This window comes from Parafrankia sp. EUN1f, from assembly GCF_000177675.1.
Taxonomy (GTDB): domain Bacteria; phylum Actinomycetota; class Actinomycetes; order Frankiales; family Frankiaceae; genus Parafrankia.
Window position 1 is genome coordinate 1 of the sequence record NZ_ADGX01000080.1, and the last position, 26,009, is coordinate 26,009.

Annotated in this window: 16 protein-coding genes and 2 pseudogenes; 4 read left to right on the top strand and 14 right to left on the bottom strand. The window is 66.7% G+C overall.

The features are described from left to right. Positions 1-94: 94 nt before the first annotated feature. From FREUN1FDRAFT_RS22520 to FREUN1FDRAFT_RS40035, 7 genes are all read right to left on the bottom strand, one after another. Entirely contained in the window at positions 95-1,789 is a 1,695-nt protein-coding gene (locus FREUN1FDRAFT_RS22520; RefSeq protein WP_006542516.1) for a hypothetical protein, read from the bottom strand. Between the two features lie 74 nt (positions 1,790-1,863). Then, positions 1,864-2,838, bottom strand: a complete 975-nt coding sequence (locus FREUN1FDRAFT_RS22525; protein WP_006542517.1) for a glycosyl hydrolase family 32 — start codon at positions 2,836-2,838, stop codon at positions 1,864-1,866. After that, entirely contained in the window at positions 2,838-3,773 is a 936-nt protein-coding gene (locus tag FREUN1FDRAFT_RS22530) for a carbohydrate ABC transporter permease (RefSeq protein ID WP_006542518.1), read from the bottom strand. Before FREUN1FDRAFT_RS22530 ends, FREUN1FDRAFT_RS22525 begins: the two co-directional genes overlap by 1 nt. Beyond that, the gene (locus tag FREUN1FDRAFT_RS22535) at positions 3,770-4,714 is read right to left on the bottom strand and encodes a carbohydrate ABC transporter permease (protein ID WP_006542519.1); all 945 of its coding nucleotides are present in this window, start codon (positions 4,712-4,714) and stop codon (positions 3,770-3,772) included. Before FREUN1FDRAFT_RS22535 ends, FREUN1FDRAFT_RS22530 begins: the two co-directional genes overlap by 4 nt. An 87-nt stretch (positions 4,715-4,801) precedes the next feature. Further along, on the bottom strand, positions 4,802-6,088 hold the full coding sequence (locus tag FREUN1FDRAFT_RS22540) for an ABC transporter substrate-binding protein (RefSeq protein ID WP_006542520.1): 1,287 nt from the start codon (positions 6,086-6,088) through the stop codon (positions 4,802-4,804). Positions 6,089-6,195: 107 nt separating this feature from the next. Beyond that, on the bottom strand, positions 6,196-7,227 hold the full coding sequence (locus tag FREUN1FDRAFT_RS22545) for a LacI family DNA-binding transcriptional regulator (RefSeq protein WP_035953054.1): 1,032 nt from the start codon (positions 7,225-7,227) through the stop codon (positions 6,196-6,198). 115 nt (positions 7,228-7,342) lie between these two features. Further along, entirely contained in the window at positions 7,343-7,900 is a 558-nt protein-coding gene (locus FREUN1FDRAFT_RS40035; protein ID WP_006542522.1) for a winged helix-turn-helix domain-containing protein, read from the bottom strand. A 109-nt stretch (positions 7,901-8,009) separates the two neighbouring features. On the opposite strand from FREUN1FDRAFT_RS40035, the pseudogene FREUN1FDRAFT_RS46630 reads away from it, so the two are divergent. After that, a pseudogene (locus tag FREUN1FDRAFT_RS46630) lies at positions 8,010-8,343 on the top strand (transposase); the annotation flags it as partial. 299 nt (positions 8,344-8,642) lie between these two features. Here the strand turns inward: FREUN1FDRAFT_RS46630 and FREUN1FDRAFT_RS41800 are convergent. The 6 genes from FREUN1FDRAFT_RS41800 to FREUN1FDRAFT_RS22580 form a co-directional block, all read right to left on the bottom strand. Next, entirely contained in the window at positions 8,643-9,302 is a 660-nt protein-coding gene (locus FREUN1FDRAFT_RS41800) for a histidine phosphatase family protein (protein WP_006542523.1), read from the bottom strand. Between the two features lie 281 nt (positions 9,303-9,583). Further along, a complete protein-coding gene (locus tag FREUN1FDRAFT_RS22560; protein ID WP_006542524.1) occupies positions 9,584-10,894 on the bottom strand; it encodes a dihydrolipoamide acetyltransferase family protein in 1,311 nt (436 codons plus the stop codon). Positions 10,895-10,933: 39 nt separating this feature from the next. After that, positions 10,934-11,923, bottom strand: coding sequence for an alpha-ketoacid dehydrogenase subunit beta (locus tag FREUN1FDRAFT_RS22565; RefSeq protein ID WP_006542525.1), 990 nt, complete (start codon positions 11,921-11,923; stop codon positions 10,934-10,936). 36 nt (positions 11,924-11,959) lie between these two features. Continuing rightward, complete coding sequence (gene pdhA, locus FREUN1FDRAFT_RS22570) at positions 11,960-13,027, bottom strand: pyruvate dehydrogenase (acetyl-transferring) E1 component subunit alpha (protein WP_006542526.1); 1,068 nt, start codon at positions 13,025-13,027, stop codon at positions 11,960-11,962. Positions 13,028-13,042: 15 nt separating this feature from the next. After that, positions 13,043-14,500, bottom strand: coding sequence for a dihydrolipoyl dehydrogenase (lpdA, locus tag FREUN1FDRAFT_RS22575; RefSeq protein ID WP_035953071.1), 1,458 nt, complete (start codon positions 14,498-14,500; stop codon positions 13,043-13,045). A 206-nt stretch (positions 14,501-14,706) separates the two neighbouring features. Then, positions 14,707-15,693 (bottom strand): CdaR family transcriptional regulator, encoded by a 987-nt coding sequence (locus FREUN1FDRAFT_RS22580; protein WP_232295346.1) that lies wholly within the window; start codon positions 15,691-15,693, stop codon positions 14,707-14,709. Between the two features lie 602 nt (positions 15,694-16,295). Here FREUN1FDRAFT_RS22580 and FREUN1FDRAFT_RS22585 point away from each other — a divergent pair. The 3 genes from FREUN1FDRAFT_RS22585 (at position 16,296) to FREUN1FDRAFT_RS22595 (ending at position 24,953) form a co-directional block, all read left to right on the top strand. Then, entirely contained in the window at positions 16,296-18,956 is a 2,661-nt protein-coding gene (locus FREUN1FDRAFT_RS22585; RefSeq protein WP_035953073.1) for an FUSC family protein, read from the top strand. 405 nt (positions 18,957-19,361) lie between these two features. Continuing rightward, positions 19,362-20,444 (top strand): substrate-binding domain-containing protein, encoded by a 1,083-nt coding sequence (locus FREUN1FDRAFT_RS22590; RefSeq protein WP_085948898.1) that lies wholly within the window; start codon positions 19,362-19,364, stop codon positions 20,442-20,444. A gap of 609 nt (positions 20,445-21,053) precedes the next feature. Further along, positions 21,054-24,953, top strand: coding sequence for a diguanylate cyclase domain-containing protein (locus FREUN1FDRAFT_RS22595; RefSeq protein ID WP_006542531.1), 3,900 nt, complete (start codon positions 21,054-21,056; stop codon positions 24,951-24,953). Positions 24,954-25,209: 256 nt separating this feature from the next. Here the strand turns inward: FREUN1FDRAFT_RS22595 and FREUN1FDRAFT_RS22600 are convergent. Next, positions 25,210-25,859 (bottom strand): annotated as a pseudogene (locus FREUN1FDRAFT_RS22600) (transposase); the annotation flags it as partial. Positions 25,860-26,009 lie beyond the last annotated feature (150 nt).

Sequence of the window (26,009 nt, forward strand, 5' to 3'; positions counted from 1 at the left end):
GGTCCGCCGGCCTAGCCGGGGCAGGTCGTGGGTCGGTCGTGGGCCTCGGTCTTCCACCATTGGAATCACCTTTCGCCGTGTCGCGGGGATGTCGTCAGAGGGTTGTGCTCTGGGGCGCGCCGCCGGTGCTGCTCTCGCAGGGTCTGGTCGATGTTTCGGTCGACCTTTGCCCAGCCGCGTGGTCGATGACGTAGGCGATGTTGTCGACCGAGCCTCTATCGTGTGCCGACGTTCCGGAGCCTCCGTCGAAGGACGAGTTCACCGCGCCATCGGTCAGATTCCTGACGTCGTCGACGTTGAGGTGTCCGGTCGTTGAGTTATCGACAAGCCGGAGACGGACCGTCTTCCCGCTGTGCCCGGGGAGGTCGAGGACTACTTCCTCATAGGTCTCATGGGAAGTACCGACGCCCACGCGGGCAAGTTCCTGGCCGTCGGCGTCCGATTCCACCGCGACGTAGACCTCAGGATCGTCCGTCCCGCCGAGCAGGAGCCGGATCTCCTCTCCGCCTCCGACGACGAACCGGGGCGAGGTCAACGTTCCTATTAGGCAATCTCCCAGAGCCCCGCCCCACAGGTGGTACGTCCCCTGCGCAGCGAACGGTTCACCGTCTGGAGTCTCGATCGCAGAGCTGACGGTCGCCTCGGAGAACGCCTCGCCGTCCACGGCCCAGCCCTGCAGACTCCCGGCCTCGAAGCCGGCGTTGTCGAACTCGTGGCCGACGACGTCGTCGGCCACGTCGAAGGCATCGACGTTGATGTGCCCCCATCCGCCCGCGGCGTTGTCCACGATCCGGAAGTAGAGCTCCTCACCGAGATAGTCGGCTGCGTTCCACCGCACCGGGCTGTACGCCTCGGAGTCGGCGAAGGCGGTGTTCGTGGCCCGCATGAGCTCGGCGCCATCGGAGACGCGGTGCAGGGCCACATAGAGGTTCGCGAGGTTGTTGCCACCGCCGATCAGGAAGCTGATCTCGCCGGTACCCCCTAGGGTGAAGGACGACGAGGTGAGGGTGCCGGTCTCGTTGTCGGACACGTTGTTCGCGCCCCACAGGTGATACGTGCCCTCGGGGTTGAAGCAGCAGCCCCATCCCCACTCCGTCCGGTTCGTGACCTGCGCCGCACTGAACGCGCGCCCGGTCGCCGTCCAGCCTGTCAGATCGCCGGTCTCGAAACCCGGGTTGACTATCTGAGAGATTGAACGCTCCGTGTAGGTGCGCACGTCGTCGAGGTTGAGATGGCCCCATCCACCCGTCGCCGTGTCGACGACCTCGAGGTAGAGCTCCTGTCCCAGGTGGGCCGACGCGTCCCACACGACGCGGCTGAGTGTCTCGGAGTCGGCAAACGCGGTGTTCGTGGCCCGCATGAGCTCGGCGCCATCGGAGACGCGGTGTAGTGCGACGAATAAGTTCTCGAGGTTGTTGCCACCGCCCAGCAGGAAGCTGATCTCGCCGGTCCCCGCCAGCGTGAAGGTGGAGGAACGCATTCGGCCGGTCGGTGCGTCACCGCCACCAGTTGCCGCCCCCCACAGGTGATACGTGCCCTCGGGGTTGAAGCAGCAGCCCCATCCCCAACCGGCGGCGCTGGAGACCGTTGCGTTGGTGAATGCCTGTCCCTCGATGACGTTCCACCCGGTGAGGTTGCCGGTCTCGAAACTGGGGTTGTCGATTGTGGTGGGGGCGGCGGCCTTCCCGGGCTGAGCGACGGTCAGTACCCCGATCAGGGCGAGTGCTGCCACCAGGAACGCTGTGGGCAGCAGGTGCCCGCGTGGTCGTACGGAAGTTAGGCTTCTCATTGCCTCTCCTTCGATGTCTGTCCTGAGGGGTGCAGGGACCGGCGGCCGGCCCGGCATGGCCGGCCGCCGGCGTGTCACGCGAGGTGGTCGAAGCGACCGTCGGTCACGTGGAGTCGCCCGTCGGGGGACCAGCCGACGGGTAGCGGATCGGACAGCGTGCCGACGAATGCTCCAGTGCTGTCGGTGTTGCAGAAGGCGAAGAGCCACCAGGCGCCGTCGCGGTCCTGGACGAGGCGGCCCGCGTAGAGGCTCTCGTCGGTCAGCCGGGAGGCTTTTTCGACGTCGTAGGGGCCGATGAGCGTGTCGATCGGTACGGCCCACACGCCACCCCGCTCCCCAGCCGCCCTGCGGTCGTCGCTCAGTTCCGCGTGCAGGCAGCTGAAGATGAGGACGTGGCGCCCGTCGATCGTCGCGACCTGGGGGACCTCGAGCTGGCCGAAACCCGCGCCCGGTTCGGACAAAGGGGGTCGGACGGTCCAGGTCTCCAGGTCCTGCGAGGTGGCGTGCCCGACGACGCCACGGCCGTCGGGGCTGCCGTTGTTGGCCCGGGCGGTCACCAGCATGTGCCACCCGGCGTTGTCGGGTTCGGCGAAGATCCACGGGTCCCGCCATGCTTCGTCGAACCAGTCGACGCCGTCGTACTTCTCGTACCAGGTGGGGTCTGCCTCGCAGAGGGCGTCGGTGGAGGCCTTCTCCCAGGTGTAGAGGTCGTTCGACGTGGCGGTACCTACGCGCTGGACCAGGCCGCCTTCAGCGCGGCTGGTCCCCGTGTAAAACAGGCGCCACGTCCCGTCCGGTGCCCGGACGACGGAACCAGTCCACGTCGTGAAGTCGTCGAAGGCAGGACCGTCAGACGCGATCAGCGCGTCTTGCACCTCGCGCCACCCGCGAAGGTCGTCGGACACCGCGTGACCGACGCTGACGTGGAAGTGGCGGCGGTCCGGATCGCCTAGGGCCCGCGATGCCTTGAGGTAGAAGACGTGGTAGTCGTGTCCGTCATCGACGAACCACATGTCCCAGGTCCAGACGTCAGGAAGAAGGTAAGGCATCAACCCTTGACCCCCGAGGATGCGATGGAGTTGATGAACGAGCGCTGGAACGCCAGGAAGAGCGCGATCACGGGGATTGTGATCAGCGAGGAGTAGGCCATGACCTGACCCCAGGAGGTATTGAGCTGGAAGAAGTACTGCAGGCCGATCATCACCGGCCGCTGTTCCTCACTCTGCACAACCATGCGCGGCCACAGGTACGAGTTCCATGCGGGTAGGAACGTCAGGATCGCGACCGTCGCGATCGCGGGCCCAGACAGTGGCATGACCACCTTGCGATAGATGGTGAACCAGCCCGCGCCGTCCATGCGCGCTGCCTCGTCCAGCTCCCGTGGGATCGAGTCGAAGTACTGGTAGAAGAGGTAGAGGGCGAAGGCGTTGGCGATAAACGGGATGATCTGCACCTGGTAGGTGTCCAGCCACCCCTGCTTGTAGGCGAGGGAGAAGCCGTCCACCTCCAGCGAGGGCAACTTGTTCACCCACCACAGCAGGGGCAGGGCCAGCGTCTCGAACGGCACGATGAGCGTCGCCAGCACCAGTCCGAGGACCAGCCCTCGTCCGCGCCACCGCAGCCGTGCCAGGGCGAAGGCAGCCAGGCTGTTGACGACGATTCCCAACGCCACGGTCAGGCCGGAGATGACAACCGAGTTCAGGAGGAACCGGGTGAAGGGCACCCGGTCGAACACGTCGGCGTAGTTGTCCAGTGAGACGTCTCCGACGGGGACGAAGGCACGCCATGAGCCGAGGTCCGCAAAGATCTGCAGGTCCGGCTTGAGGGAGGACACCAGCATGAAGAGGATCGGGAAAGCGAAGAAGACCACAAGGACACACCGCAGGACTGTGACGGTGAGCGCCCGCCGCCGGGAGCCTGCCCTCTTGCCGCGGGGCGCACCTTCCGGGCGCGTGGACGAGGTCGTGATGGACATGGTGCTCATCCCTTCTCCCGGGTGAGGTAGCGCTGGATCAGCGACACGGTCAGCACCATGACGAAGAAGACCAGCGAGATCGCCGAGGCGTACCCCGTCTGCAGCTGCTGGTAGCCACTGCGCACGGCCTGGAAGACGACGGTCGTGGTGCTGTCCAGCGGGCCGCCCTGCGTCATCAGGTTGATCTGCGTGAACAGGGAGAATGCGGCGATCGTGATCGTCACGAGGATGAAGGTCCGGGTCTGCGTCAGACCCGGCCAGGTCACGAAGCGGAACTGCTGCCAGCGCCCGGCGCCGTCGAGCTCAGAGGCCTCATACAGCTCGACCGGGATGGTCTGCAGGCCGGCGAGCCAGATGATCATAGTGAACCCGACACCCTGCCACACCGAAATGAACATGATCGCGGGCATCGCCCATGCCGGTTCGTTCAGCCAGTCGATCGGCGTGAACCGGTCGAAAGTGATCGCCTGCAGGAGCCGGTTGATCAGGCCGTCCGGTTCGTACATGAACCGCCACAGCAGAGACACGACGACCATCGACGTGACGACCGGCAAGAAGTAGACGGTCCGGAAGAACTGCGCGCCTTTGACCTTCGTGTTCACCAGCACAGCAAGGAAGAGCGCCAAACCTGCTTGCACCGGGACGACGACCACTGCGAAGTAGAAGGTATTGCGGACCGAGGCCCAGAACACAGGATCCGTCAGCAACAGCGAGAAGTTGTCGAACCCGATGAACTCCGGAGGATTCGGCGAGATCAGCCGCGCGTTGGTGAACGCCAGCGCGAACGCCAGCACGATCGGAACCAGCAGGAAGAGGATGAACAGAGCGAGCGCCGGGGTGATCATCAACGCTGCGGCCCGGGCATCCCCCCGCCGCCCCAACGGGCGACGGGCTGAGGTGGCACGGTCGACCGACGACGACGCCGGCATGCGTTGTTGAGTGGTGGCCATGGGCGGCTTCCTTCATGTGTGGGCGCACGGCTGCGGGCGCGACGCGGCGCCCGCAGCCAACGCCCCGGGATGTTCCTGACCGTCAGGTCAGGAGTGGTATCCACCGTTCTGCCGAATGTCGCGATCGATGTCGGCGACCGCCCTGTCGAGGATCGACTGTGGGTCACCGCCGGCGAGGATGTCGCTCGTCGCCTTCTCGAAGGCCGAGGAGATGTACGGGTAGGCAGGGGTCTCGGGGCGGACGACGGCGAACCGGTCAGCCATCTCCAGGTAGATCCGGTTCTCGCCGCCCTCCGCGTAGGCCGGGATCTCGGCCGCCGCGTCGAGCGTGGCGGGGATCAGACCCACCGCCTTGGCGTACTGGACGAAGTACTTGGTGTCGTGAGCGAACTTGAGGTACTCCCGTGCGCCGTCAACGTCGTCGCATCCCTTGGCCAGTGCCCACTGCCAGGACCCGGCACCGATCTTGGGGCCGGTGCCGAAATCCGGCGGGGGAAGCACCACAGCGTCGTCAAACGCTTCCTTGACGGTGCCGTCGGCCCAGTTGCCGGTGTAGAGCAGACCGCTGGTGCCGTTCACGAAGTCGGCCGTCGCGTCCTCGCCAGAGGTCTGCGCCATGTATCCATCCTCGACCAGGCCGCGGAACCACCGTGCCCATTCAAGCGCCTCGGGTCCGTTCAGCGCTCCCTTGGCGCTCTGGAAGTCGGACCGGTCGATGAGGTCGCCACCGAAGCTCTGCAGCTGCGGTGAGTAGCCGTAGGAGATCCACTCGCCCGTGCCGCCCGTGCTCATGTCGAGGGCGTAGTCGAAGCGGTCCAGTTTGTCGATCGCAGCGAGGGCGTCCCTGAACTCGTCCTTGGTCCACGGGTCATCGACCGTCGGTACTCGAACCCCTGCGTCGTCGAGGGTCGACTGACGACTGAACATGGCGAGCGCGACGTCGAAGTACCCGTAGGCGTACACTTCGCCGTCGACCCGGCCGAGGGTTCCGGCGAGCTGTCCTTCGAAGGTCTCCTCCGGCAGTCCGAGCGGCTGGATGTAGCCGGCCCAGACCCAGTTGGCGACATTCGGGCTATCGACGTCGACGATGCAGGGCAGGTTGCCGGAGGACGCTGCGGCGACGACCGCGTCGTTGTACGCGTCCTGCGGGAAGTCCTGGATCTTGACCGTGTACCGGTCCTGCTGTGCGTTGAAGTCGTCGACGATGGTGTTGATGACCTCCAGCTCGGCATCGTTGCCGCCGGCGTGCGTCCACAGGTCGATCGTCTGTGGACCGTCAGCGCCCCCACCGGACTCCGCGCTGCACGCCGCTGTCGCTAAGATCGCGAGGACGGCTAAACCAGCCGCGACGATGCGGCGATTTCTGCGAGACAAGGTGCCCTCCAGGTCACTTGTTCGTGTGGATGGTTTAGTGCTGCACCGTCAGACCCGGCGTTGGCCCGCCGGTCTGAAGGTTCGCGCCGCTCTCCTGGGGTCTGAACTCAGGAGGGTGGCGCGACCGAGTCCCGGTGGATCACCGGTCCTCGAAGTCGTGCTGTTGGAGCAGGGCTAGTTCCCTGAGACGCCGCGTCGATGCGGTCGAAGAGTTGCTCAGTGGCCCACACCCCCATGTCGTAGTGCGGCAGCTCGATCGTGGTCAGCCCGGGGAAGATCCCGTCTGCGACGAACTCCTGGTTGTCGAAACCCACGATCGACAGGTCCTCAGGAATGCGAAGGCCTAGCTCCGTCGCAGCGCGATAGACGCCCATAGCGAGGCGGTCGTTGAAGCAGAAGATCGCCGTCGGGCGCGTGGTGTCCTCTAGCAACCGCCGGGCCGCGGCGTAGCCGCCGGCCGGGTCGGTCTCTGCCGTGACGACCTGCAGGTCGTCGGCGCGAAGCCCCGCCTTTGCGGCACGTCGGCGGAATCCCTCCTCACGGCCGAACGCCGCAGGAATCTCGTCGATATCGTTGATGAACGCCAGTCGGCGGTGTCCCGCGGCCAGCAGGACGTCGGCCGCGTCCTCGCCACCGGCAACCTCATCCGGGACGACCCACGGCACGTTCGGAGTGGTGCACGAAGCGTTGATCAGGACCGTCGGGACCGAGGCCAGCTGAGGAGGCAGCTCGACCGTCCGGTGGTACATCGAAGCGTAGAGGATGCCGTCGACCTGCCTGCGTAACAGCTCCTCGATCTCACGGTTCTCGACGTCGCGTTGGTAGCCCGTCGAGACCACGAAGACGATCGCGTCTCGCGACAGCGCGACATCCTGAGCGCCAAGAATCAGCTTCCCGGCGAACGGGGTCGTCGCGATCTCGTCGCCGACGAGGCCGATCGTGTTGGACCTCTGGGTACGGAGGCTCTGCGCCAGCCCGTTGGGCACGTAGCCCAGCCGCGTCGCCGCCACCTTGACACGCTTTCGCGTGTCGGGATGCACTCTCTTGCCCGGCACGTCATTGAGGACGTGAGACACGGTGGTGATCGACACGCCTGCCTCAGCAGCGACCTGCTTGATCGTGACACGTCGTTGCGGCATCTTTTGCCCAATCGTTTTGCGGACCCGAACTTTCCCGCATCGAACGCGGAACGTCAAGACCCTGCGTCAGCACCGCGCATCGACAACACGCTGACGGCGGCACTCAACTCCCTGTTCATGCCGGGCTCGTGCCGCACACCGCGAGATCGTCACGAGCCCGCCCGCCGAGCTCGAGGACGACTACTACCGGCGAGGCGCCAGCCGAGCCTCCACTGCATGGGCCTTTGGCGCCGCAGTCGAGTAAGGCGCCAGCTCGCCAGCTCGGGACCTGCGGGCTGTAGCCCATGCGGTGCAGCAGATACGAGGTGCCGCGCAGGGTGTAGCGGACGTGGAACAGTCGGCCGATCAGCAGGGTGACCCGGGCCAGGGTCCATCGCTGATCAGCCCAGCCGTGCGCGGCCGGACCCCGGGCCAGCTCGACACGGAGCCGGTCGAGCTGACGGTCGGACAACCGGCAGCACGCCCCGCTCGGCCCCCGCGACACCAGCGCCGTCTGCCCGCCGGCCCTCCAGCGGCGCTTCCACTGGTAGGCCGACTTACTGCTCACCCGCAGCCGCCGGGCGACCTCGACCGGATCGACGTCCTGGGTGAACAGGCCGGCAGTCTGTAACCGGACCGCTTCCCGGCAGGCATGACCCTCCGCGGTAAGGCCACCACCATCCGCATATCTCATACCTCTGGTATGGGCTGGTTTCGGCCGGCGCATACCCGGCCACACCGGATGTGATCAACCAGGCCCCGACCATTCAAGATCTGTAGCTGATGCGATGGACGCGTACGAGGAGGCCTGGGGCAGGGAATATTGGGCGGTGGTCCGGCTGTGGTGGAACGTCTGGGAAGAGTGAATTCCGTTCCTCGACTACGACATCGAGATCCGCCGCCTGCTGTTTTCGACAAAAGCGATTAGGTCGTTGAACGCCCGCTACCGGCGGTCTGTTCGTGCACGCTGACATTTCCCCAGCGGCCAGTCTGCGATGAAATGCCTGTACCTTGTGACTCGCAGCCTGGAACCCACCGAGGCGGGCCGCGCCCCGGTGGATGATCCGCTGAAAGCCAGCGATTGATGCTTTCGCGGTGACTGTCCGTGACCGCCCATCATCCGCCGAGAGCTACTGATCAACCACACCGGAAACACCGTTGCCGACGCAGTTCTCTCCGCAGGGTTGCGGGGCATGAGCCACGGGGATACCGATCAATCTTCGGTCCGTGAGTCGCTCGTTGCTGGCGGCTGGATGCTCGATGAGGCAAAAAGTCGCGTCACGTGGTGAGTCCACCCGGCGGCCACCGGAATCCCTGATTTCTCGTCCCGGCTTTCCGTTGTCCACCGATGGGAGAAATCACGCAACGGAATCGTAGTATCCGGCAGAGAGGGGTCCTTCTATTGGTGTGTTGAAATGGGCAGCTGACTGAGCTTCTTAGCCGGGCATCATTGATTCCTCTGAAAGGTGCTTCGTGGTGGCTTCGGTGGTAGATGAGGCAGCCATCGTGGCGTTCCAGGCCGTGATTACGGGGTGACCGTGTTCAGTGCCGAGACAGCTGACGGTTCCTGTGTCGAGGGCGAAAAGAGCCCCCGCGGCAGGGGGTAGGCCCAATCGGCGGGCGGTAAGTACGCGCAGGAAATGGCCGTGGGCCACGAGAATCACATCTCCCGCATTCGGATCCCGGAGGGCGGGCGCGATCTTGGCCAGGACGCGGTCCGCGCGGACCGCGACTTGCTGCGGGCTTTCCCCGGGGTGGGCGTCCGGCCCCGGAGGAACTCCATCCGTCCATAGATTCCAGTCGGGCCGGGTGCGGCGGATGTCGGCCGTGGTAATGCCCTCGTAGCTGCCGTAGTCCCACTCATGCAGGTCGTGGTCTATCTGTACATCGGTGAGGCCGGCGAGTTCGGCGGTGCGGGCTGCGCGCTGGAGGGGACTGGTCAGGGCGAGCGCGATGTGACGCTTGAGGAGCAGTGGCGCGACGGCGCGGGCTTGTTTTTCACCGCGCGCGGTGAGCGCCAGATCCGTATAACTGGTGTGCTGACGCGAGAGGGACCACTCGGTTTCGCCGTGGCGGACCAGGACGAGCTCACCCATGATAGAAAACCTTCCTTCGAGATGAAGGAGACCCTGTAGGAGAGGGTCGGGGGACTTTAGTAGTGGGGCCGCGCGCGCCCTGCCGCGTCGATCAGCCTGGTGGGGCTCCAGAACTCAGATTTGGGCAGTGACTGCGTGGTTGCCTCCGATGGGGCCTGTGTGGCAGGTGGATGGTCATGGTGTGTCCCTGAGAGGGTGTTTGGGGCACATCATGAGCGTTGCGCCAGTGAGCTGGCTGCTGCCGTGCCAGCCGCGCGTTCTGTGGCTGGCGTAGATCTCTTTCAGCTGACGATCCGGAGTGGGGTCTCGAGCATCCTTGCGAGGTCCTGGAGGAATCGGGCGCCGGTCGCGCCATCGATTGCGCGATGGTCTGCGGACAGCGTCAGCCGCAGGATCGCGCGCGGTACCATCTCGCCGTCAACGATCCGCACCTCCTGGGTGGCGGCGCCTACCGCGAGGATCGCGGCCTCGGGCGGGTTGATGACGGCGGCGAACTGCTCGATGCCGAACATCCCGAGGTTGGAGATCGTGAAGGTGCCACCGCTCATGTCCGCGGGTTGCAGGCGGCCGGCGCGGGCGCGTTCGGCGAGCTCCCGACCGACGGTGGCGATCTCAGACACCGGCCGCCGGTCGGCGTCGGTGATGACCGGCACCACCAGTCCCGATTCCACCGCAACTGCGATGCCCAGGTTGATCCGCCGGTGCCGGCGCAGGACGTCCCCGCCGAAGGACACGTTGACGGACGGGTTAGCGCGGATCGTCGTCGCGACGGCTTTGACGAGGAGGTCATTGATGCTCAGCTTGGGCCCACCGGTCGCGGCCAGCGTCTCGTTGAGGGTCGTGCGGAAGGCCGTGAGTGCCGTGAGGTCGACTGCGCGCGTGAGGTAGAAGTGCGGAGCCTGCTGCTTGCTCTCGGTCAGCCGCTTCGCGGCCACCCGCTGTATCCGGGACAGAGGGAGCTCGTCGACATCCGCCTCGGGTGCCGGGGACCGCGCGGCGTCGCGTGCCGTCGGGGTTCCGTTCGGAGCCGGGCGTACCGGCTCGGGCAGGACGATGCCGTTGCTCCATATGGTGTCGGCCACGTGTTCCACATCGGCGCGTACGATTCGTCCCCCGGGGCCTGTGCCGACGATGTTGGCGAGGTCCACGCCCCGCTCGGCCGCAATCTTGCGGGCTAGCGGTGAGGAACGGGGACGGTCTGCACGGCCGTCCTCCGCGCTGTCGGCGGAAGCTCCGGCGCCGTCAGTACCGCCTGTGGTGTCCGCGCGCCCGTAGGTGGTCGAGGTGGGTGAGGCCGGACCGGGGGCGGTGTCCGACGCCGGACCGCCCGACGAGTCGGGGGACGACGCCGTGCCGGTTCCGTCGCCGATCACCGCGATGGGAGTGCCGATCGGCACTCTGCCGCCCTCATCGACGAGGATCCGCTCCAGGACGCCGTCGTCGTACGCCTCAAGCTCCATGATCGCCTTGTCGGTCTCGATCTCGACGAGTATCTCACCGCTGGTGATCTTGTCGCCGACCTGCTTGCGCCACAGCGCTATCAGGCCGTCCTCCATCGTGTCGGACAGGCGGGGCATCGTGATCTCGGGCATGGCCCTTCCTCGGATACTCGGCGTCGGTCGGCGGAGGTGTCAGCGGCGGCCGACAGCGTGCAGGGTTTCGCGCGCCGCGGTGAGGACCGAGTCGACGGACGGTAGTGCGGCGTCCTCGAGCGACTTTGCGTAGGGGAGCGGCACCTCGGCCGCTGCGACGCGACGCACGGGCGCGTCGAGGTGGTCGAAAGCGCCCTCGGAGATCGAGGCGGCGACCTCGGCCCCAATGCCGTACGTGAGCCAGTCGTCCTCGGCGACGACAGCGCATCCGGTCCTGCGCACCGAGCGGACGAGTGTCTCGCGGTCCAGCGGGCGCAGCGACCGCAGGTCGACGACCTCGGCTGACACGCCCTCGGCAGCCAGTTTCTCGGCGGCATCGAGGGCGACGGCCGCCATCCGGGAGTAGCCGATGAGGGTGATGTCGGTGCCCGGTCGGGTCACCGCGGCTCTGCCGATCTCCGCCGTCGGCAGATCCTCGGGCACCTCGCCCTTGACGTTGTAGAGCGCGAGGTTCTCGAGGAACAGCACGGGATCGTCGTCGCGGATCGCGGTTCGCAGCAAGGCCTTCGCGTCGGCTGGGGTGCTCGGGGCGACGACCTTCAGACCCGGGACGAACGCGTAGTAAAGCTCGATGTTCTGCGAGTGCGTGGCGCCGAGCTGCTGCCCGCCGCCGCCCGGCATGCGGATGACCATCGGAACGCTCGTCTGCCCGCCGAACATCCCGTAAATCTTGGCCGCATGGTTGACGATCTGGTCAATGGCGATGAGCGAGAAGTTGATCGTCATGAGCTCCACCACCGGGCGCAGTCCTAGCATCGCCGCCCCGATCGCGGCCCCGACGAAGCCTTCCTCCGAGATCGGGGTGTCCCGGACCCGCTTGTCGCCGAACTCGCCGAGCAGGCCTTCGGTGATCTTGTATGAACCCTCGAAGACGCCGATCTCCTCACCGATCAGGAAGACGTTGTCGTCCCGGATGAGCTCCTCGCGCAATGTGCTGCGCAGGGCCTCGCGGTAGGAGAGGACGGGCATGGGTGCTCCTTGCGGTACGGGGGCGGCCTGGATGGGTCAGAAGATGGGGTCGGCGGGGAGCCGCCGTGCCACGCTGGCCACCGGGGTCGCGTAGGTGTGGTCGAACAGTGTCGCAACGTCCGGGTGTGGGCTCTTGGCGGCGAAGGCGACCGCATCATCCGCGGCGGCCCGTCCCTCAGCGACGACGGTGTCGAGCTCGGCCTCGTCGAAGACGCGCGCGGCGGCCAGAGCGGCGCGGAAGCGGACCAGTGGGTCGGCATCTCGGGCGGCCGCGACGTCGTCCGCGGAGCGGTACCGGGCGGGGTCGACGACGGAGTGGCCCTTGAGTCGCTTGCTCACCGCCTCAAGCAGGGCCGGGCGGCTCTCGGTGCGGGCCCGCTCAACCAGCCTCGCCGTGGCCGCGTGGACGGCGAGCACGTCCGCGCCGTCCACGCGTTCGCCGTGCATTCGGTAGGCCGAGGCACGCTTGAACAGCTCCGGCTCGGCCGAGGACCGGTCGACCGTCGTGCCCATCCCGAGGTCGTTGTTGACAACTAGGAAGACGATCGGCAGGTTCCACAGGACGGCCAGATTGAGCGACTCGTGGAAGGCGCCGATGTTCGTGGTCCCGTCACCCATCTGGCAGAGGACGACCTCATCGCCCCCGCGGTATGTGACGGCCAGGGCGGCGCCGGTGGCGAGTGGTAGTTGGCCGCCCACGATCCCGTATCCGCCCAGCAGGCGGGCCTCGGTGTCGAACATGTGCATCGAGCCGCCCCAGCCCTTCGAGGTGCCGGTCGTGCGCCCGTACAACTCGGCCATGACCCGGCCTGGGTCGATGCCCTTCGCGATCGCGTAGCCGTGCTCGCGGTAGTTCGTGAAGAGGTAGTCGGTGGGGTGTAGTGCGGCCATCGTTCCGACCACGGTCGCTTCCTCGCCCAGGTTGAGGTGGCAGTAGCCGCCGATCCTGGCCTGGGTGTAGCCCTGCGCCGCGCGCTCCTCGAAGCGGCGGATCAGTGCCATCTGGCGCAGGTATTGACGCAGCGTATCCGGGTCCTCGGAGCTGATCGGTGCGTGGTCAATCGTCGTCGCTTCGTTCCGGCGGCGGGCGGTGCGGGTGGCCATGAGGTCCCCTCCGGTTCAGCGGGTTCGTGGCGGGTTCGCGTGCACGGGCAGGCCGAGCGCGACGAGCGCGGCCTCCATGCCGATCTCGCCGAGCGTGGGGTGGGCGTGGACGGTCTCCGCGAGGTCATCGAGCGTCGCCTCGAGCGTCAGGGCTAGCGCGCCCTCCGTGATCAGGTCGCTGGCGGACGGGCCGATGACGTGGACGCCCAGGATCTCGCCGTGAGCCGTACCAGCGACGATCTTCATGAAGCCCTCGGTACGGCCGAACGTACGGGAGCGACCCAGGCCTGCGAAGGGGAAGGTGGCGACGGTGACGTCCATGCCGGCCTTCCGGGCGGCCGCCTCGTTCAGCCCGACGCTCGCGATCTCAGGGTGCGTGAAGGTCGCGGCGGGGACCACGCGGTAGTCCATACGGCGGTCGTGCCCGGCGACCACGTCCGCCGCGACGAGGCCCTGGTGCGAGGCGACGTGGGCCAGCATGGCCCGACCCGTCACATCGCCGATCGCGAACACGTGCTTGACATCGGTCCGCATCCGGTCGTCGACCGTTACGAAACCCCGCCGGTCGGTGGTGACCCCGGCCACGTCGAGCCCGAGGTCCCGGGTGTTGGGGACGCGACCCGCTCCCACCAGGACGACATCCGCCTCGATCAACCCGGGCTCCGGGCCGTCCACGACCACGCGCAGCGGTGTGGCCACCTCGATGGCGGAGACGGTTGAACTGGTGAGTACACCGATCCCACGCGAGCGAAAGGAACGGGCTAGGGCGGCGCCGATCGCTGCGTCCTCGGCCGGAACCAGGGTCGGTTGCATTTCGACCACGGTGACCGCGGCTCCGAACTCGGCGAAGAGGGTGGCCCACTCGGCTCCCACGGCACTGCCGCCGACGATGACGACGCGCTCGGGCACCTCGGTCAGGCCGAACGCACCGTCGGACGTGATCACACCCGGCAGGTCCGCGCCAGGCACCGGGAGCTCGGCGGGCCGTGAGCCCGTGGCGATGACGACATCGCGGGCGCTGACCGACCGGGTGGCCGTCGTGCCCGTGGGGGGCGCGGCGTACAGGGGCCCCCCGGGCCCGAGTGGCGCGTCGCCGACCTCGAGGATCTCGACCGAGGTCGGCCCCGTCATGCGGGCGTGGCCGGCGATTGTGGTGACGCTGTTAGCACGCAGAAGTCCCGCCACGCCGTCGGCCAGTCCCTTGACGATGTCGTCCTTACGGCGCCGGACGGCGTCATAGTCGACGGTCGGCTCGCCCGTGCGCACCCCGAACTCGTGTGCTCGGCGGACCACGTCGAACGCCTCGGCCGAGCGCAGCATCGCCTTGGTGGGGATGCAGCCCCAGTTCAGACACACGCCACCGGGGCGTTCCTTCTCCACCAACCCCACGGAGAGGCCGTGCTGGGCGGCCCTGATCGCAGCGACGTACCCCCCGGGTCCGCCACCGAGGACGAGCAGATCGAAGTCTGGCATGCCGGTGAGCCCTTCGACGATGGTCACCGCAGGGGAAGACACACCGCCCGCGCTGGGGTCGAGTGTTCTTTATCCGGAGCGCTGGGACCATGCCAAAATGCCCAGAGCTGGTGGTCGGCTTTTGTGCACCATGCCCAAGCGTCGACTCGCCCGCCGTCCGTCGACCCGCCCGCTCCGGATAGCGGCGTTCCGCCGACAGAGGCGTATCAGGAAGCGGGTGGCTCGGGAAGCCCCAGGGCGCTCAGCGCGAGCGACAGCTCGACGAAGGCTCGCCGGCCGTCGAGGCTCCGTCCGGTGAGGACTGCGACGCGGTGCAACCGGTTCAGTACGGTGTTGCGGTGACAGAAGAGCCGCTCGGCAGCCACCGAGGCTGACCGGTCGGCCTCGAGCCAGGCGGTCAGGGTGTCCAAGAGGGGCTTGGCTTCCTTGACAGGCAGGGCGAGCACCGGGCCAAGCCAGGTGTCGATGAGCCGGCGGCACAGCTCCGGGGAGCGGACGAGAAGGGATTCTGGGACACGTTCGTCGATGCTCACAAGGCCCGACGCGTTGCCGGACACCGTGCTCAGCGTCAAGGTAGCAAGCTGGTAACCCAGAGCAACGGCGGCCAGGCCGCCGTCGACCTGTGCGGCGGCCGCACGCCCGCCAAGCGCCGCGCCCGCATCGGACGCCAGACTCGAAAAGGACGACGTCTCGGGCAGCGGGACGACCCCGACGACCGTATCGGCCCGTTCATGCCAAATCGACCGGATGCGGTGAGCGTCCAGCACCATCTGCGCGCGCCCGGTCGGTGACCGCTGCCCAGACAGGGCAGCAACTATTACTAGGTACCGCCCACCGACGGGCAGGTCGAGTTCGCCGGCTACGCGCTGCAGGAATGCCGCGTCGTCCGCACGCCCGGCCAGGAGGTCCTCGAACACCGCGTGGCGCCGTCGCTCGGCCCGGCGTAGCTGGTCAAGCTCCATCTGCCGGTACGCCGTTGACAGCGACGAGGACATGCCGTCGACGACGGTCCAGAGCACGGTCGCCGCTGGGCCAATAGTCTCCGAGCTCGCCCCGGTACGTCGGGCCGCACGCAGCAAGCCCTCCCACACGACTCGCCCGCCTAACCGGAAGGTTCGCAACATCACCTCCAGCGGGACGCCCTGCTCCGCCCGGGCACGGCCAATGCCCACCGCCACTTCGTCGTCTGTCACGTCCGAGACCTCTCCCGCGATTCGTTCGAGGACTCGCCGCAGGTAGGCGCTGCAACCCCGACGCAGATCATCCACTGACACCGTGCCGTAGGCTGCGATCCAGGGACGATCGCCCGCGTGGACGGCGCCAACCAGCTCGTCGGTCAGTGCCTCCAGGCCAGCTAGACACTCGATGGCGAGCAACCGCGTCGCCGAATCGGGAGATACAGGGGTAGCAGCGGGTTCATCAGCGGCGGAGGCCGACGGTCTCGCCCCCTTCGCGCGGCTTGCCAGCAGGGCGTTGCCTCTCGTCCCGACGCCAGGAGGTGTGGTCACGGAGGCGGAAACGCGACGGGTGTCGCACCACGAGGCAGGCGGCACACAACTGACGATCGCGAGACCACCATACGCCTCAAGTCGATCGCGTCTGCGAACTTCCTGCTACTCGACCTTCACGATCAGATCGTCGGGCGCGACGTCGAGCAGACGCCGCTGGGGTGCGTGTCGGGTAGGCGAGATGGTATGTGACGGCGGGTGGTTTCTGTCTAGATGCTTGCGTGTTCAGTGGAGTGTGGGAGGGTCTGGGTCGGTACAGCGACGATCCAGGGCTGGTAGAGCTGCTGATGCGGAACGGATGGTCGAGACGGCTCGCTGGGGCGTTCTCCGGAGACCCCGGGCTGATGAACCTCAAGGCGGCCGTCCGGGTGGCTGTCGTAGCCCCCATGTTGCTGGCCGTTACCGATCTGGTCGGTGGGGATGTGCGGCTGAGCCTGTTCGCCTGGTTCGGCTCCTACGTCCTGTTGGAGTTTGTCGAGTTCACCGGGCCGGCCAGTGCCAGGATGATGGCCTATGTTGCGTTCGCACTCGGCACCGTTCCGCTTCTCGTCATCGGGACGCTGTCTTCCCGGTCGGCCTGGCTAGCGGTACCGGCGACTGCATTGGTCGCATGGGCCGTGCTATTTTCCGGGGTCTTCAACGCGTATTTCGCCGTCGCCGGACAGGCCACATTGATGGCCTTTGTCCTGGCGGTCATGACGCCTGGCCCTGCGTCGGCCATTCCGGAACGGCTTGTCGGCTGGGGCATCGCCATGCTGGCGGCCGTCACCACGGCCATGGTGCTGTGGACGGAGCGGCCACCGACACGGCTGCGTGCCGCGCTGGCCCAAGCGTGCCGGTCGATGGCCGACGGGGTTGCGTGGATGACGACGCCGTCTGCGTGGTCTGACGGGACCGGGACGGAGGACATCCACCCGATCTGGACCGATGTGTTCCATCTCCGCCGCAGGTTTGTCGAGACGGCGCACCGGCCCAGCGGTGTCGGCGGGCGTACCGCCGCGTTGGGACATCTGGTCGTGGATGTCAACTGGTTGGTCCCGTTCGCTGAACCGCGCGCGGACCGGGATGGGCTCGCGGCGGTCTGCTTCCGCCGGGAGGCGACCGAGATCCACGCCGCCGTCTCTGCCACGCTCACCGCCGCTGCCGATCGGCTCGACCGCGGTCCACGGACGGGCGGGCCGTTAGGTCTAGACCGCCTGGAGCGGGCTGAGAGAGGGATGCGTACAGCCCTGCTGGACTACATAGAGCGGTCAGGTCAACGGCTGGTGCCTGATGTTGCTGTGCCAGCCGCCCGATCAGCTCACCAGTCGGCCGATTCTGACACCACGGGGTCGGAGCTGCCTCCGGCGGACCTCGCTCTCGCCGAGGCGTTCCGGCTGCGCAGGCTGGCCCGGGGTACTAGGGAGCTGGCGGTGAACGTGCTGCGGGTGACCGCCCCGGCGCCGTCGCCGTGCTCCTGGATGCGGCCGCGTGGCTGGTCGGACAGGCTAAGCGGGCTCACGCGCCGCGGCGTCGCCGCTACCGATCTTGCCGCCGGATACGCCAGCCTGCGGTCCGTGTGGTTTCGCAACAGTGTACGCGGCGCCGTGGGGCTCGCCCTCGCTGTCGCTGTGGCCCAGAACATCGAGGTGCAGCATGGCCTCTGGGTCGCGCTGGGCACGCTGTCGGTCCTGCGGTCAAACGTGGCGGCGACCAGCTCGACGATCCTGCGGGGACTGCTGGGCACCGGGATCGGCATTCTGGTGGGTGGCCTGTTCGTCGTCCTCGTTGGCGCCCATACCGTGGTGTCGTGGCTGGTGCTGCCACTGGCCATGTTCGTCGCTGGCTACCTCCGGCGCAAACCGTCATTCGTGCTGGGGCAGGCAGGCTTCACCGTTGCCATCCTCATCCTTTTCAACATCCTTGAACCGTCGGGTTGGCAGGTGGGCCTGGTTCGTATCCAGGACACGATGATCGGTTTCGGGGTGAGCCTGGCTGTGGGAGCGCTGCTGTGGCCCCGGGGAGCGGCGACGCTGATCCGGCGCCGGGCCGCCGCCGCTTTTCGGACGGGCGCGGACTTCCTCGCCCTGGTCGTCATGCGGGCACCCGGTGACGACGATCCGCCCAGCGCTCGGCCGCGGACCTCGCCCTGGCTGTACCCGCCTTACACGGGCATATCGGGCTATTCGGGCAGCTCCGTGGACACCGCCGCCCTACCAGCGAGCCAGGTCGACACCCCCGCCCGCACCGGGAACACCGACACCGCACTCCCGGACGGCGGAGACGACGGAACCGTCTGCCGTCCCCGTCGGGACGAGCACATAGCCGCCGCCGCCCGCGACGCCCTCCGCGCCGGACGGCTGCTCGACGACGTGGTCCGCCAGTACCTGTCGGAACAGCCCAACGATCGGGTCGACGTCGACGCGCTCATGACCATCGTGGGTGGAGCACTGCGGCTACGCCGGACCGCACAGCTGTTGCGGGCCGGCGACGTACCCTGGCCAGCGGACATACTGCGGACCGGAGGCGATGTCAGCGCGACAGCCTCGACCATGGAGATCTCCGCCATGCTGCCCGATCTGGCCGCAGCCCAGGAGGCGGTCAGATCGGAGACGGTCGAGCTGTGCGCCTGGTACCGGCGACTCGCCGAGGCACTCGATGACGGCAGACCACCACTACCAGCAGACCCGAACCCTGGTCCAGGCCCGGCCAGCACGGCGGCACTGGCCGTGGTGCGTCGCGGCGCCACGGCCCGCCGACGCCCGGAAGTGCGTGCTGGCGTCGCGCTGGCAGCACGCGCGACCTACCTCGACATCCTCTGGGATCTGCGACCGATGCTCACCGACGCGGGCACGGCGCTCGCTCACCGGCCGGGCCGACCCTGGTCTAGCCGGCGGAGGACAGCCGAAGGGCGGGGAGCGGCCGACGGGCCAAGACTCGCCCCGAACGTTCAGCGTGCCCGCGGGTGACAACGTGCCCGCGGGTGACAACACATTCGCCCCGAAGTACGCTTATCCTTCAGAGCGAAGATCAGTGTGCTTCGCGGTGCCAAGCGCATCGGCGGTGCAACGGACACGGTGAATCGGCCGCGCGCCGTTACACCGCTCGGCTCATTGGCTGTAGCTGACGCCGGTCGTGTATGGCCTGGACCAGCTCGCCACACACGATCTATACATCGTCACAGATCGAAGAACTACCTGCCTTCGTCGAGTTCGCGCGGCCATCTGATCAACAACAGGGGAGTGGCTCACTCCTCGCTTCTGGCATGCGACAGATTGCCAGCCCTGGGGTATCCGGTCCGCGATGGTAGCTGTGGCCCGACGTGGGGTACGAACCTCCCGATGGCCGAGCAGCAGGAAGGGGCGTTTGACGACATGCCGGACCTGAGGCGACGGACGGCGTCCGGGGGGATATCCGGATCTTCTCGTCGCCTTGTCGCAGCACTGGCGCTGCTGCTCGCCGCTGCGCTGGTCCTACTCCGTTGTGGCGGTTCGTCGGTTTGGGGCACGGATCGCGGGGAGCGCTCCGGTGGCAGTCCGACTGTTGGGCTGATCACCAAGGCTTACACCAACCCGTTCTTTGTGAAAATGCGCGACGGCGCGCAGCGGGCCGCCCGAGATCAGGGGGTTAAGCTGCTGACCGCCACCGGCCGGTTCGACGGCGACTATGTCAGTCAGATCAGCGCTATCGAGAACATGGTCGCGGCGGGGGCACGGGGAATTCTCATCACACCTAATGACAGCAAAGCGATCGTCCCGGCGATCGAACAGGCCCGGGACCGTGGTGTTCTCGTCATCGCCTTGGACGTGCCCACCGACCCGGAGAGTGCCACCGACGCGTTGTTTAGCACCGATAACTTCAAGGCCGGCACGCTGATCGGCGAGTACGCCAGGGCAGCCTTGGGCGACACGCCGGCCAGGATCGCAACCCTGGACGTTTCGTCGAATATCACGGGTGGAGGTCTACTGCGACATAACGGCTTCCTCGCCGGCTTCGGTGCTCTGAATATGACTGCCAGTGAGACGCAGCAGGCCACTCCACCGAGCGTGGTGTGCAGCCGGGATTCCAAGGGTGATCAGGCTAAGGGGCGGGCGGCGATGGCGGACTGTCTGCGGACGAATCCGGACATCAACATCGTGTACGCAGTAAACGAACCGGCCGCATTTGGCGCGCGGACTGTCCTGGACGCGGCCGGAAAGGAAAGCGTCATGATTTTCACCATCGACGGCGGATGCACCGGCGTCCGGGCGGTCAGGGACGGCCGGATTGCCGCTACCTCACAGCAGTACCCGCTGAAGATGGCTCAGCAGGGAGTGGCTGCCGTGGTCGACTATGTTAAGGATGGATCGAAAATTTCCGGATACGTCGATACCGGCACCACCCTGATTGCCGAAGATCCGCGGCCTGGAATTCATTCGGAAGGCGTCGAGTACGGTCTGGCTAATTGCTGGGGCTGATCACTCACTAGTGGGCCGGTCTATCGCGACGCTTCGCGAAACCCGCTCACGGATCGGATTTCTGGACTCGCGGTGTTTCGTCACTGCAGCCGGTAGATCCTTGCTTTATGTATGCGATCGGCTCGAACGAAATACGCCACCCGGCGGCGGAAATCCCCTGTGTGTGACGGATGTGATGTTAGTGCTGTAACTACGCCTGGCTCATGTATGCCAAAAGCCTAGACGTGGGCATAAGGGAGCTCGGGATATCCTCGGGATATCAATGAGTTTAGATGAGTGGGCTGCGCCCTTTGGTGTATAGTCCGATTTGTCAAGTGATAAAGTGAAATCGGCTTTCATCATAAAGTTTGGGCGAGGATTGCCAGTATTCGTTCGGGTTGCTGCGGGGGCTCGGGCGTGTTTATCATACGGTTGATAACGTTGATGAACCTCAGGTTCGCACTTCGGTTAGCCGGAGGGACCTTTAGTTGGGAGGGGTTCTTGTCTTGTCAGTAGTCACGTAGGGTGGCTATTCGACCCGTCCAGAGTCCCGGATGTGTCAGGCAGGCGGCGATGGCCATAGCCACTCGGATGTTTCCGGTCCGGCGTAGATTTAAAGATCGCAGACCAATGGATCGTGGATCTGAAGATCGTTTTACGTCGGGCGCGCTCGGCGTACCCGGCGTTGATGATCGTACTCTGCGTGGTCGGGTTCGGCGAGCGATTCCGCGGCTTATCAGCCTGGCGGTCTTCCTTCTTCTTGTCGGGATCATTTTCGCCGTAAGCGGTGAAAGTCTGGCGGCCTCCGAGCGGGAGCGCCTGAGTGACCGGGCTCATCTCGTCGAGCAGACGGCGTCCTACACATCGCGTACCGTCGACCCTAAGCTTCAGCAGTCTCGCGTCGATGCAGTCGGATTCTCCCTGACTGATCGGCAGCGCAATGCGCAATTGTTGAGATCATTTCTGATCAATCCGGCAAGTAACCCTAACTTCGTCGTCGCTCTGTTGGATCACAACGGGCGCCCGCTGGTGTCCCAGCCGGTGAGCGCTAAGATTCCGGTGGGCGTTCTCGGCGATGCCTGGCCGGCTGCGCTTGCCGGGCGGGCCACGAGGTCGCCGGTATTCGTAATGGATGGTCTTGTCGGTCGGGCGACAGCGGCGCCGGTCGGTGATGGACGTCCGTGGGCTGTCCTTGTTACCGTCGCCACGGATGCCTTGGCTCAACGCTTCGATGAGCAGCTCGGTTCGCTCGGGCTCGGTCCCGGGGGCCTCACCACTGTTGACTCGGCCGGGGTGGCGGCATCCTCCTGGGATCCGGCGCTGGTTGGCCGGCGCGTCATCGACCCGGCAGTGCTGCGTGGGATTTCGCCGGTGCCGGCCCGGGTGTGGACGTCCGGGCATGGCGCCGACGAGGTGACAAACATTGCCGCCCGGCAGACGAGCAACGGGTACACAAATATTTTCCAGCAGCGATCCGACATGCTCTACTCCGACCTGCGTAAACAGCAACGGTCCCGGAACTTGACCGTGATCTCTGTTGGAGCGGTGGCGGTGCTGGGGCTGGCTGTCTTCGGCCTGCGCCGGGAGGTGAGCGCCCGCCGTGCCAGCGAGCGGCTCGACGAGCTGTTGCGCAACACCCGGGATCTGATCGCCGTCGTCGGCCCGGACGGTGTGGTGACCTTTCTGAGCCCGTCGATCGAAAGGCTGCTCGGCTATCATGCCTCTAGTTGGCTCGGCCAACCGCTGGCGCAGCTCGCCCACCCGGCCGACCGAGACCGCCTCAACCGGATACTGACCGAAGGTGGTGCGCTTCTCGACGTCCGACTGTGTGGCGCTGACGGGGCCATCGGCTGGTTCGACCTGGAAGCCGCCGATTTTCCTCCGCAGGCCGGCTTGGCCGGTGTGCTAGTCACTTGCCATGAGATCGGGGAACGTAAAAAGCTGCAGGACCGGCTTGGTCATCAGGCACGCCACGACTTGCTGACGGGTCTGGCTAACCGGTCCGGGTTCGTTGATCGGCTTGCCAGCGCGCTCGCCGTGAGCACCGAGTCGAGCAGCGCCGTCCTTTATCTGGACCTTGACGGGTTCAAGCCCATCAACGACTCGTTCGGGCACGCGGCCGGAGACCGGGTGCTGGCGATCATCGGTGCGCGGTTGGCAGCGTTGTTGCGTGAAGGCGACCTTGCCGGCCGGCTCGGCGGTGACGAGTTCGCGATGCTGCTTCGCGACAGCGACCTCGCGACCGCGAGTCTGGTGGCGGACCGGGTGATCAGCGCCGTCGCCGAGGAGATCACTCTTGAGGGCGAGTGCGTGCAGGTAGGTGCGAGCGTGGGCATCGCGATGGGCAGACCTGGCCGTAGCCGTGCGGACGAGCTGATCCACGCCGCGGACACGGCGATGTACGCGGCCAAACGGGATGGCGGGGGTCGGGTCGCCATCGCGCTGCCCACCCCGTCCACGGCCGCCGACGCGGACGATGCCCTCTACCCGCGCGACTTTGGCGGGCCCACGGCGACCATTTCCGCCATCGACGCGACAGACGTTGCGGACAGTCACTCGGGTGCGCAGCCGTCGGCAGGCGCGGCACAACTGATGGAACCGCAGGGATCGGCGGACGCCGAACTGGGAGAACCGCTCGGTTCGGCGGCGCGAAGGCGACCGACCGCGCACCCATGGTGGCCCCGTCGCCCCGAGGCCCTCCGTGCCACATACCGAGGCGAGGCCACCGCCCCTCAACCACGCGCTCCCCGGATACGTTTCGGCCGTATTGTTCCGCTACTTGTCGCCGCGCTGACTTTGTTCGGCATTGCGTCGCTTGGTCTGTGGCAGAACTCCCAGGCGCTCCGGGCAGCGGAGGCGCGCCGGATGGACGAACGTCTCGTGCAGACCGCGCGCATGGCCGACTACATATCGGTTATGCAGGACCCGCAACCATTGGTCTTGGCTGCATCCGCCTCGTCGTGGTCGCCGACGGACCTGACACACAACCGAACCATCCTGCAACGGTTCGCCCAGTCGCCCGCTGGCGGACCGGACACCCTGGCTTCGCTGACCAGCCTCGACGGAAGAACGATCGCGGCCGAGCCGGCCGCTGCCCCGCCGATGCCGATCGCTACCGACAGCCCGCAGTGGCAGGCGGTGCGAGCCGGGCGGGCGACCACTTCCCAGGTGGTTACAGTGGATGGAACTGTGCGGCTTTACACGCTGGCGCCGGTACTCAAGGACGGGCGCCCGGTCGCCGTCCTCGCCCTCGGCCGCTCGGCGCGGGAAGCCTTGCCCAGCTTCTTCCTCGCCGCACTCGGCGGTATGGGACTGCGAGACGGCGGCAGCGCCGTTGTCGACCGCTCTGGCCGGGCATCCTTCTCCTCAAACCCCGACTTGGCCGGCCGGCCGCTGGTGAACCCGGCCGACTTGGCAGACCTGCGGATGGGGAGGCCCGAGCGGGTAACCGTCGGCGGTGACTCGAGCGAAATTATGCTCGCTGCGCCGATCTGGTCCCTGGACGGTGCATATTTCGTCTTTCGGCAGCCCGCCGCGGCCCTGTTCGCCGGGCTTCGGGAGGGCCAGGGCCTGCTTGCGGTAAGCCTGTTTGGCACCATCGGCATCGCCATCCTCGGTATCGCCGTCTCGAACGCCCGCCGGGAGAACGCGCTGCGCCGCGAGGAATCCCAGCTGAACGCGCTGCTTCACAATGCCGACGATATTGTCATCGTTGCCGATCGCGACTGTCGTATCACTTTTGCCAGCTCCGACGCGACGGGTCTACTCGGCCAGCCCACGGCGGGCTGGGTCGGAAAAATCTTCCCCGACCTCAGCCATCCCGAGGACGCCAGCCGCCTACAGCAGTTCCTCGGGGCCCGCGACCGCGAACGGCAGGGCGCGATCCGCGAGATCCGGCTACGCGCCTGCGATGGCTATCGATGGTTCGATATCCACGCCTCGGAGCCGCGCTACACACCGGTCCTGTCCGGCATCGTCCTGACTTGTCATGAGATCGGGGAACGCCGACAGATGCAGGCCGAACTCGCCCATCGGGCCAGCCACGACCCCCTCACAGGGCTGCCAAACCGGGCCGCGTTCAACCGCCATCTGGCGGCTGTGGCCGAACACGGCCAGGCCGGAACGAGCTTCGGCGTGCTGTTCATCGACCTGGACAACTTCAAGCCCGTCAACGACAGATTCGGCCATGCCATCGGCGACGACGTCCTGCGCGTCATCGGTGCCCGCATCGGGGCCGCATCCCGGAGGACGGACATGGTCAGCCGCCTCGGCGGAGATGAGTTCGCAGTCCTCATCGACGAGGCCGACGCAGATCTTGTCTGCGCCATCTCCGCGCGCATCCTCGAAAGCAGCCGGCAGCCCATCGCGCTGGCCGGGACCACCATCACCCTAGGCGCCACTGTCGGGATCGCGCTTTGCCGTGTCGGCACCGACGATCCCGAGACCGCCCTGCGCAATGCCGACAAAGCCATGTATCGGGCCAAACGGGGAGGACGTGGCCGATATGCCCTCTTCGCCGACCGGCACTGAGGTCCTTGGTTTCTCACGTTACCATTGCCGGTGCAGCGGTCCAGGCACGGACGATGCCCAGCGAGGGCATAAGGAGATGAGCGGAACGCCTACGGCTTGAAACGTACAGCGGGGACGTACCACGGGATCACCTAAGCGGCGTGAGGCAATGTCCGAATCCTGTACCTCTTCGCCCTGCGCACCGGCTCTTCCGGGCTCTCTGGTTGGGCGTTACTCTCACTGCCGTGGAAGAGACGTAAGCGCGTTTGTTGTAGCGGGTAGCGACTGCCTGATTCTGTTTCAGGTCCTTCTTCTCGTCGATGAGGACGAGCAGGCAGAGCTCCTCCTCGGCCAGGTGGATGTTGATGCGGATCCCGTCGGCCCACAGGTGGACGTGGTCCACGCCGGCCAGGTCCCGGTCGGTGAACGCCTGGTAGTCGGCCTGCCAGCTGGTGGTCAGCCGGGTCACGGTGGAGGAGGACAGGCCGGCACCTGAGCCGAGGAACTGCTCCAACGCCGGGACGAAGTCGCCGAAGGACAGGCCGTGCAGGTAGGGCAGCGGCAGCACCTCGCCGATCGTCGGGGAGCTGCGGCACCACTGCGGCAGGATCGCGGAGGAGAACCGCTGCCGTTCCCCGGTGTCCGCATCGACACGGCGGTCATTGACCCGCGGCGCGGTGACCTGCACCGCCCCGCCGGCGGTCATGACCTGCCGCAGCTGGGGGTGACCGTTACGGACCAACAGCCGGCGGCCACGGTCGTCACGCTGGTCGGCGAGCTCGGCGATGTGGGTGTCGACCTCGGCTTCCAACGCGGCAGCGAGCATCCGCCGGGCGCACTCTCGCACGATCTCGTCGATCGGCGACGCGTTGACGCCGAACCATCAGCGGGCGTGTTCTCCTCGGGGACTACCGTGAGCACGGGCATGCCTTCCGACCGACGCGCCCACGTCGGCCTGACTGAGACCTCAACCTCGATCACCGGGGAGGTACGCCCTCCCAGTCGATCCACAGGTCTCAACCATTGCTCGAGGCAAAAAAGATCAGCTGAACCGCCATGGCCCGGATCATCCTCGTG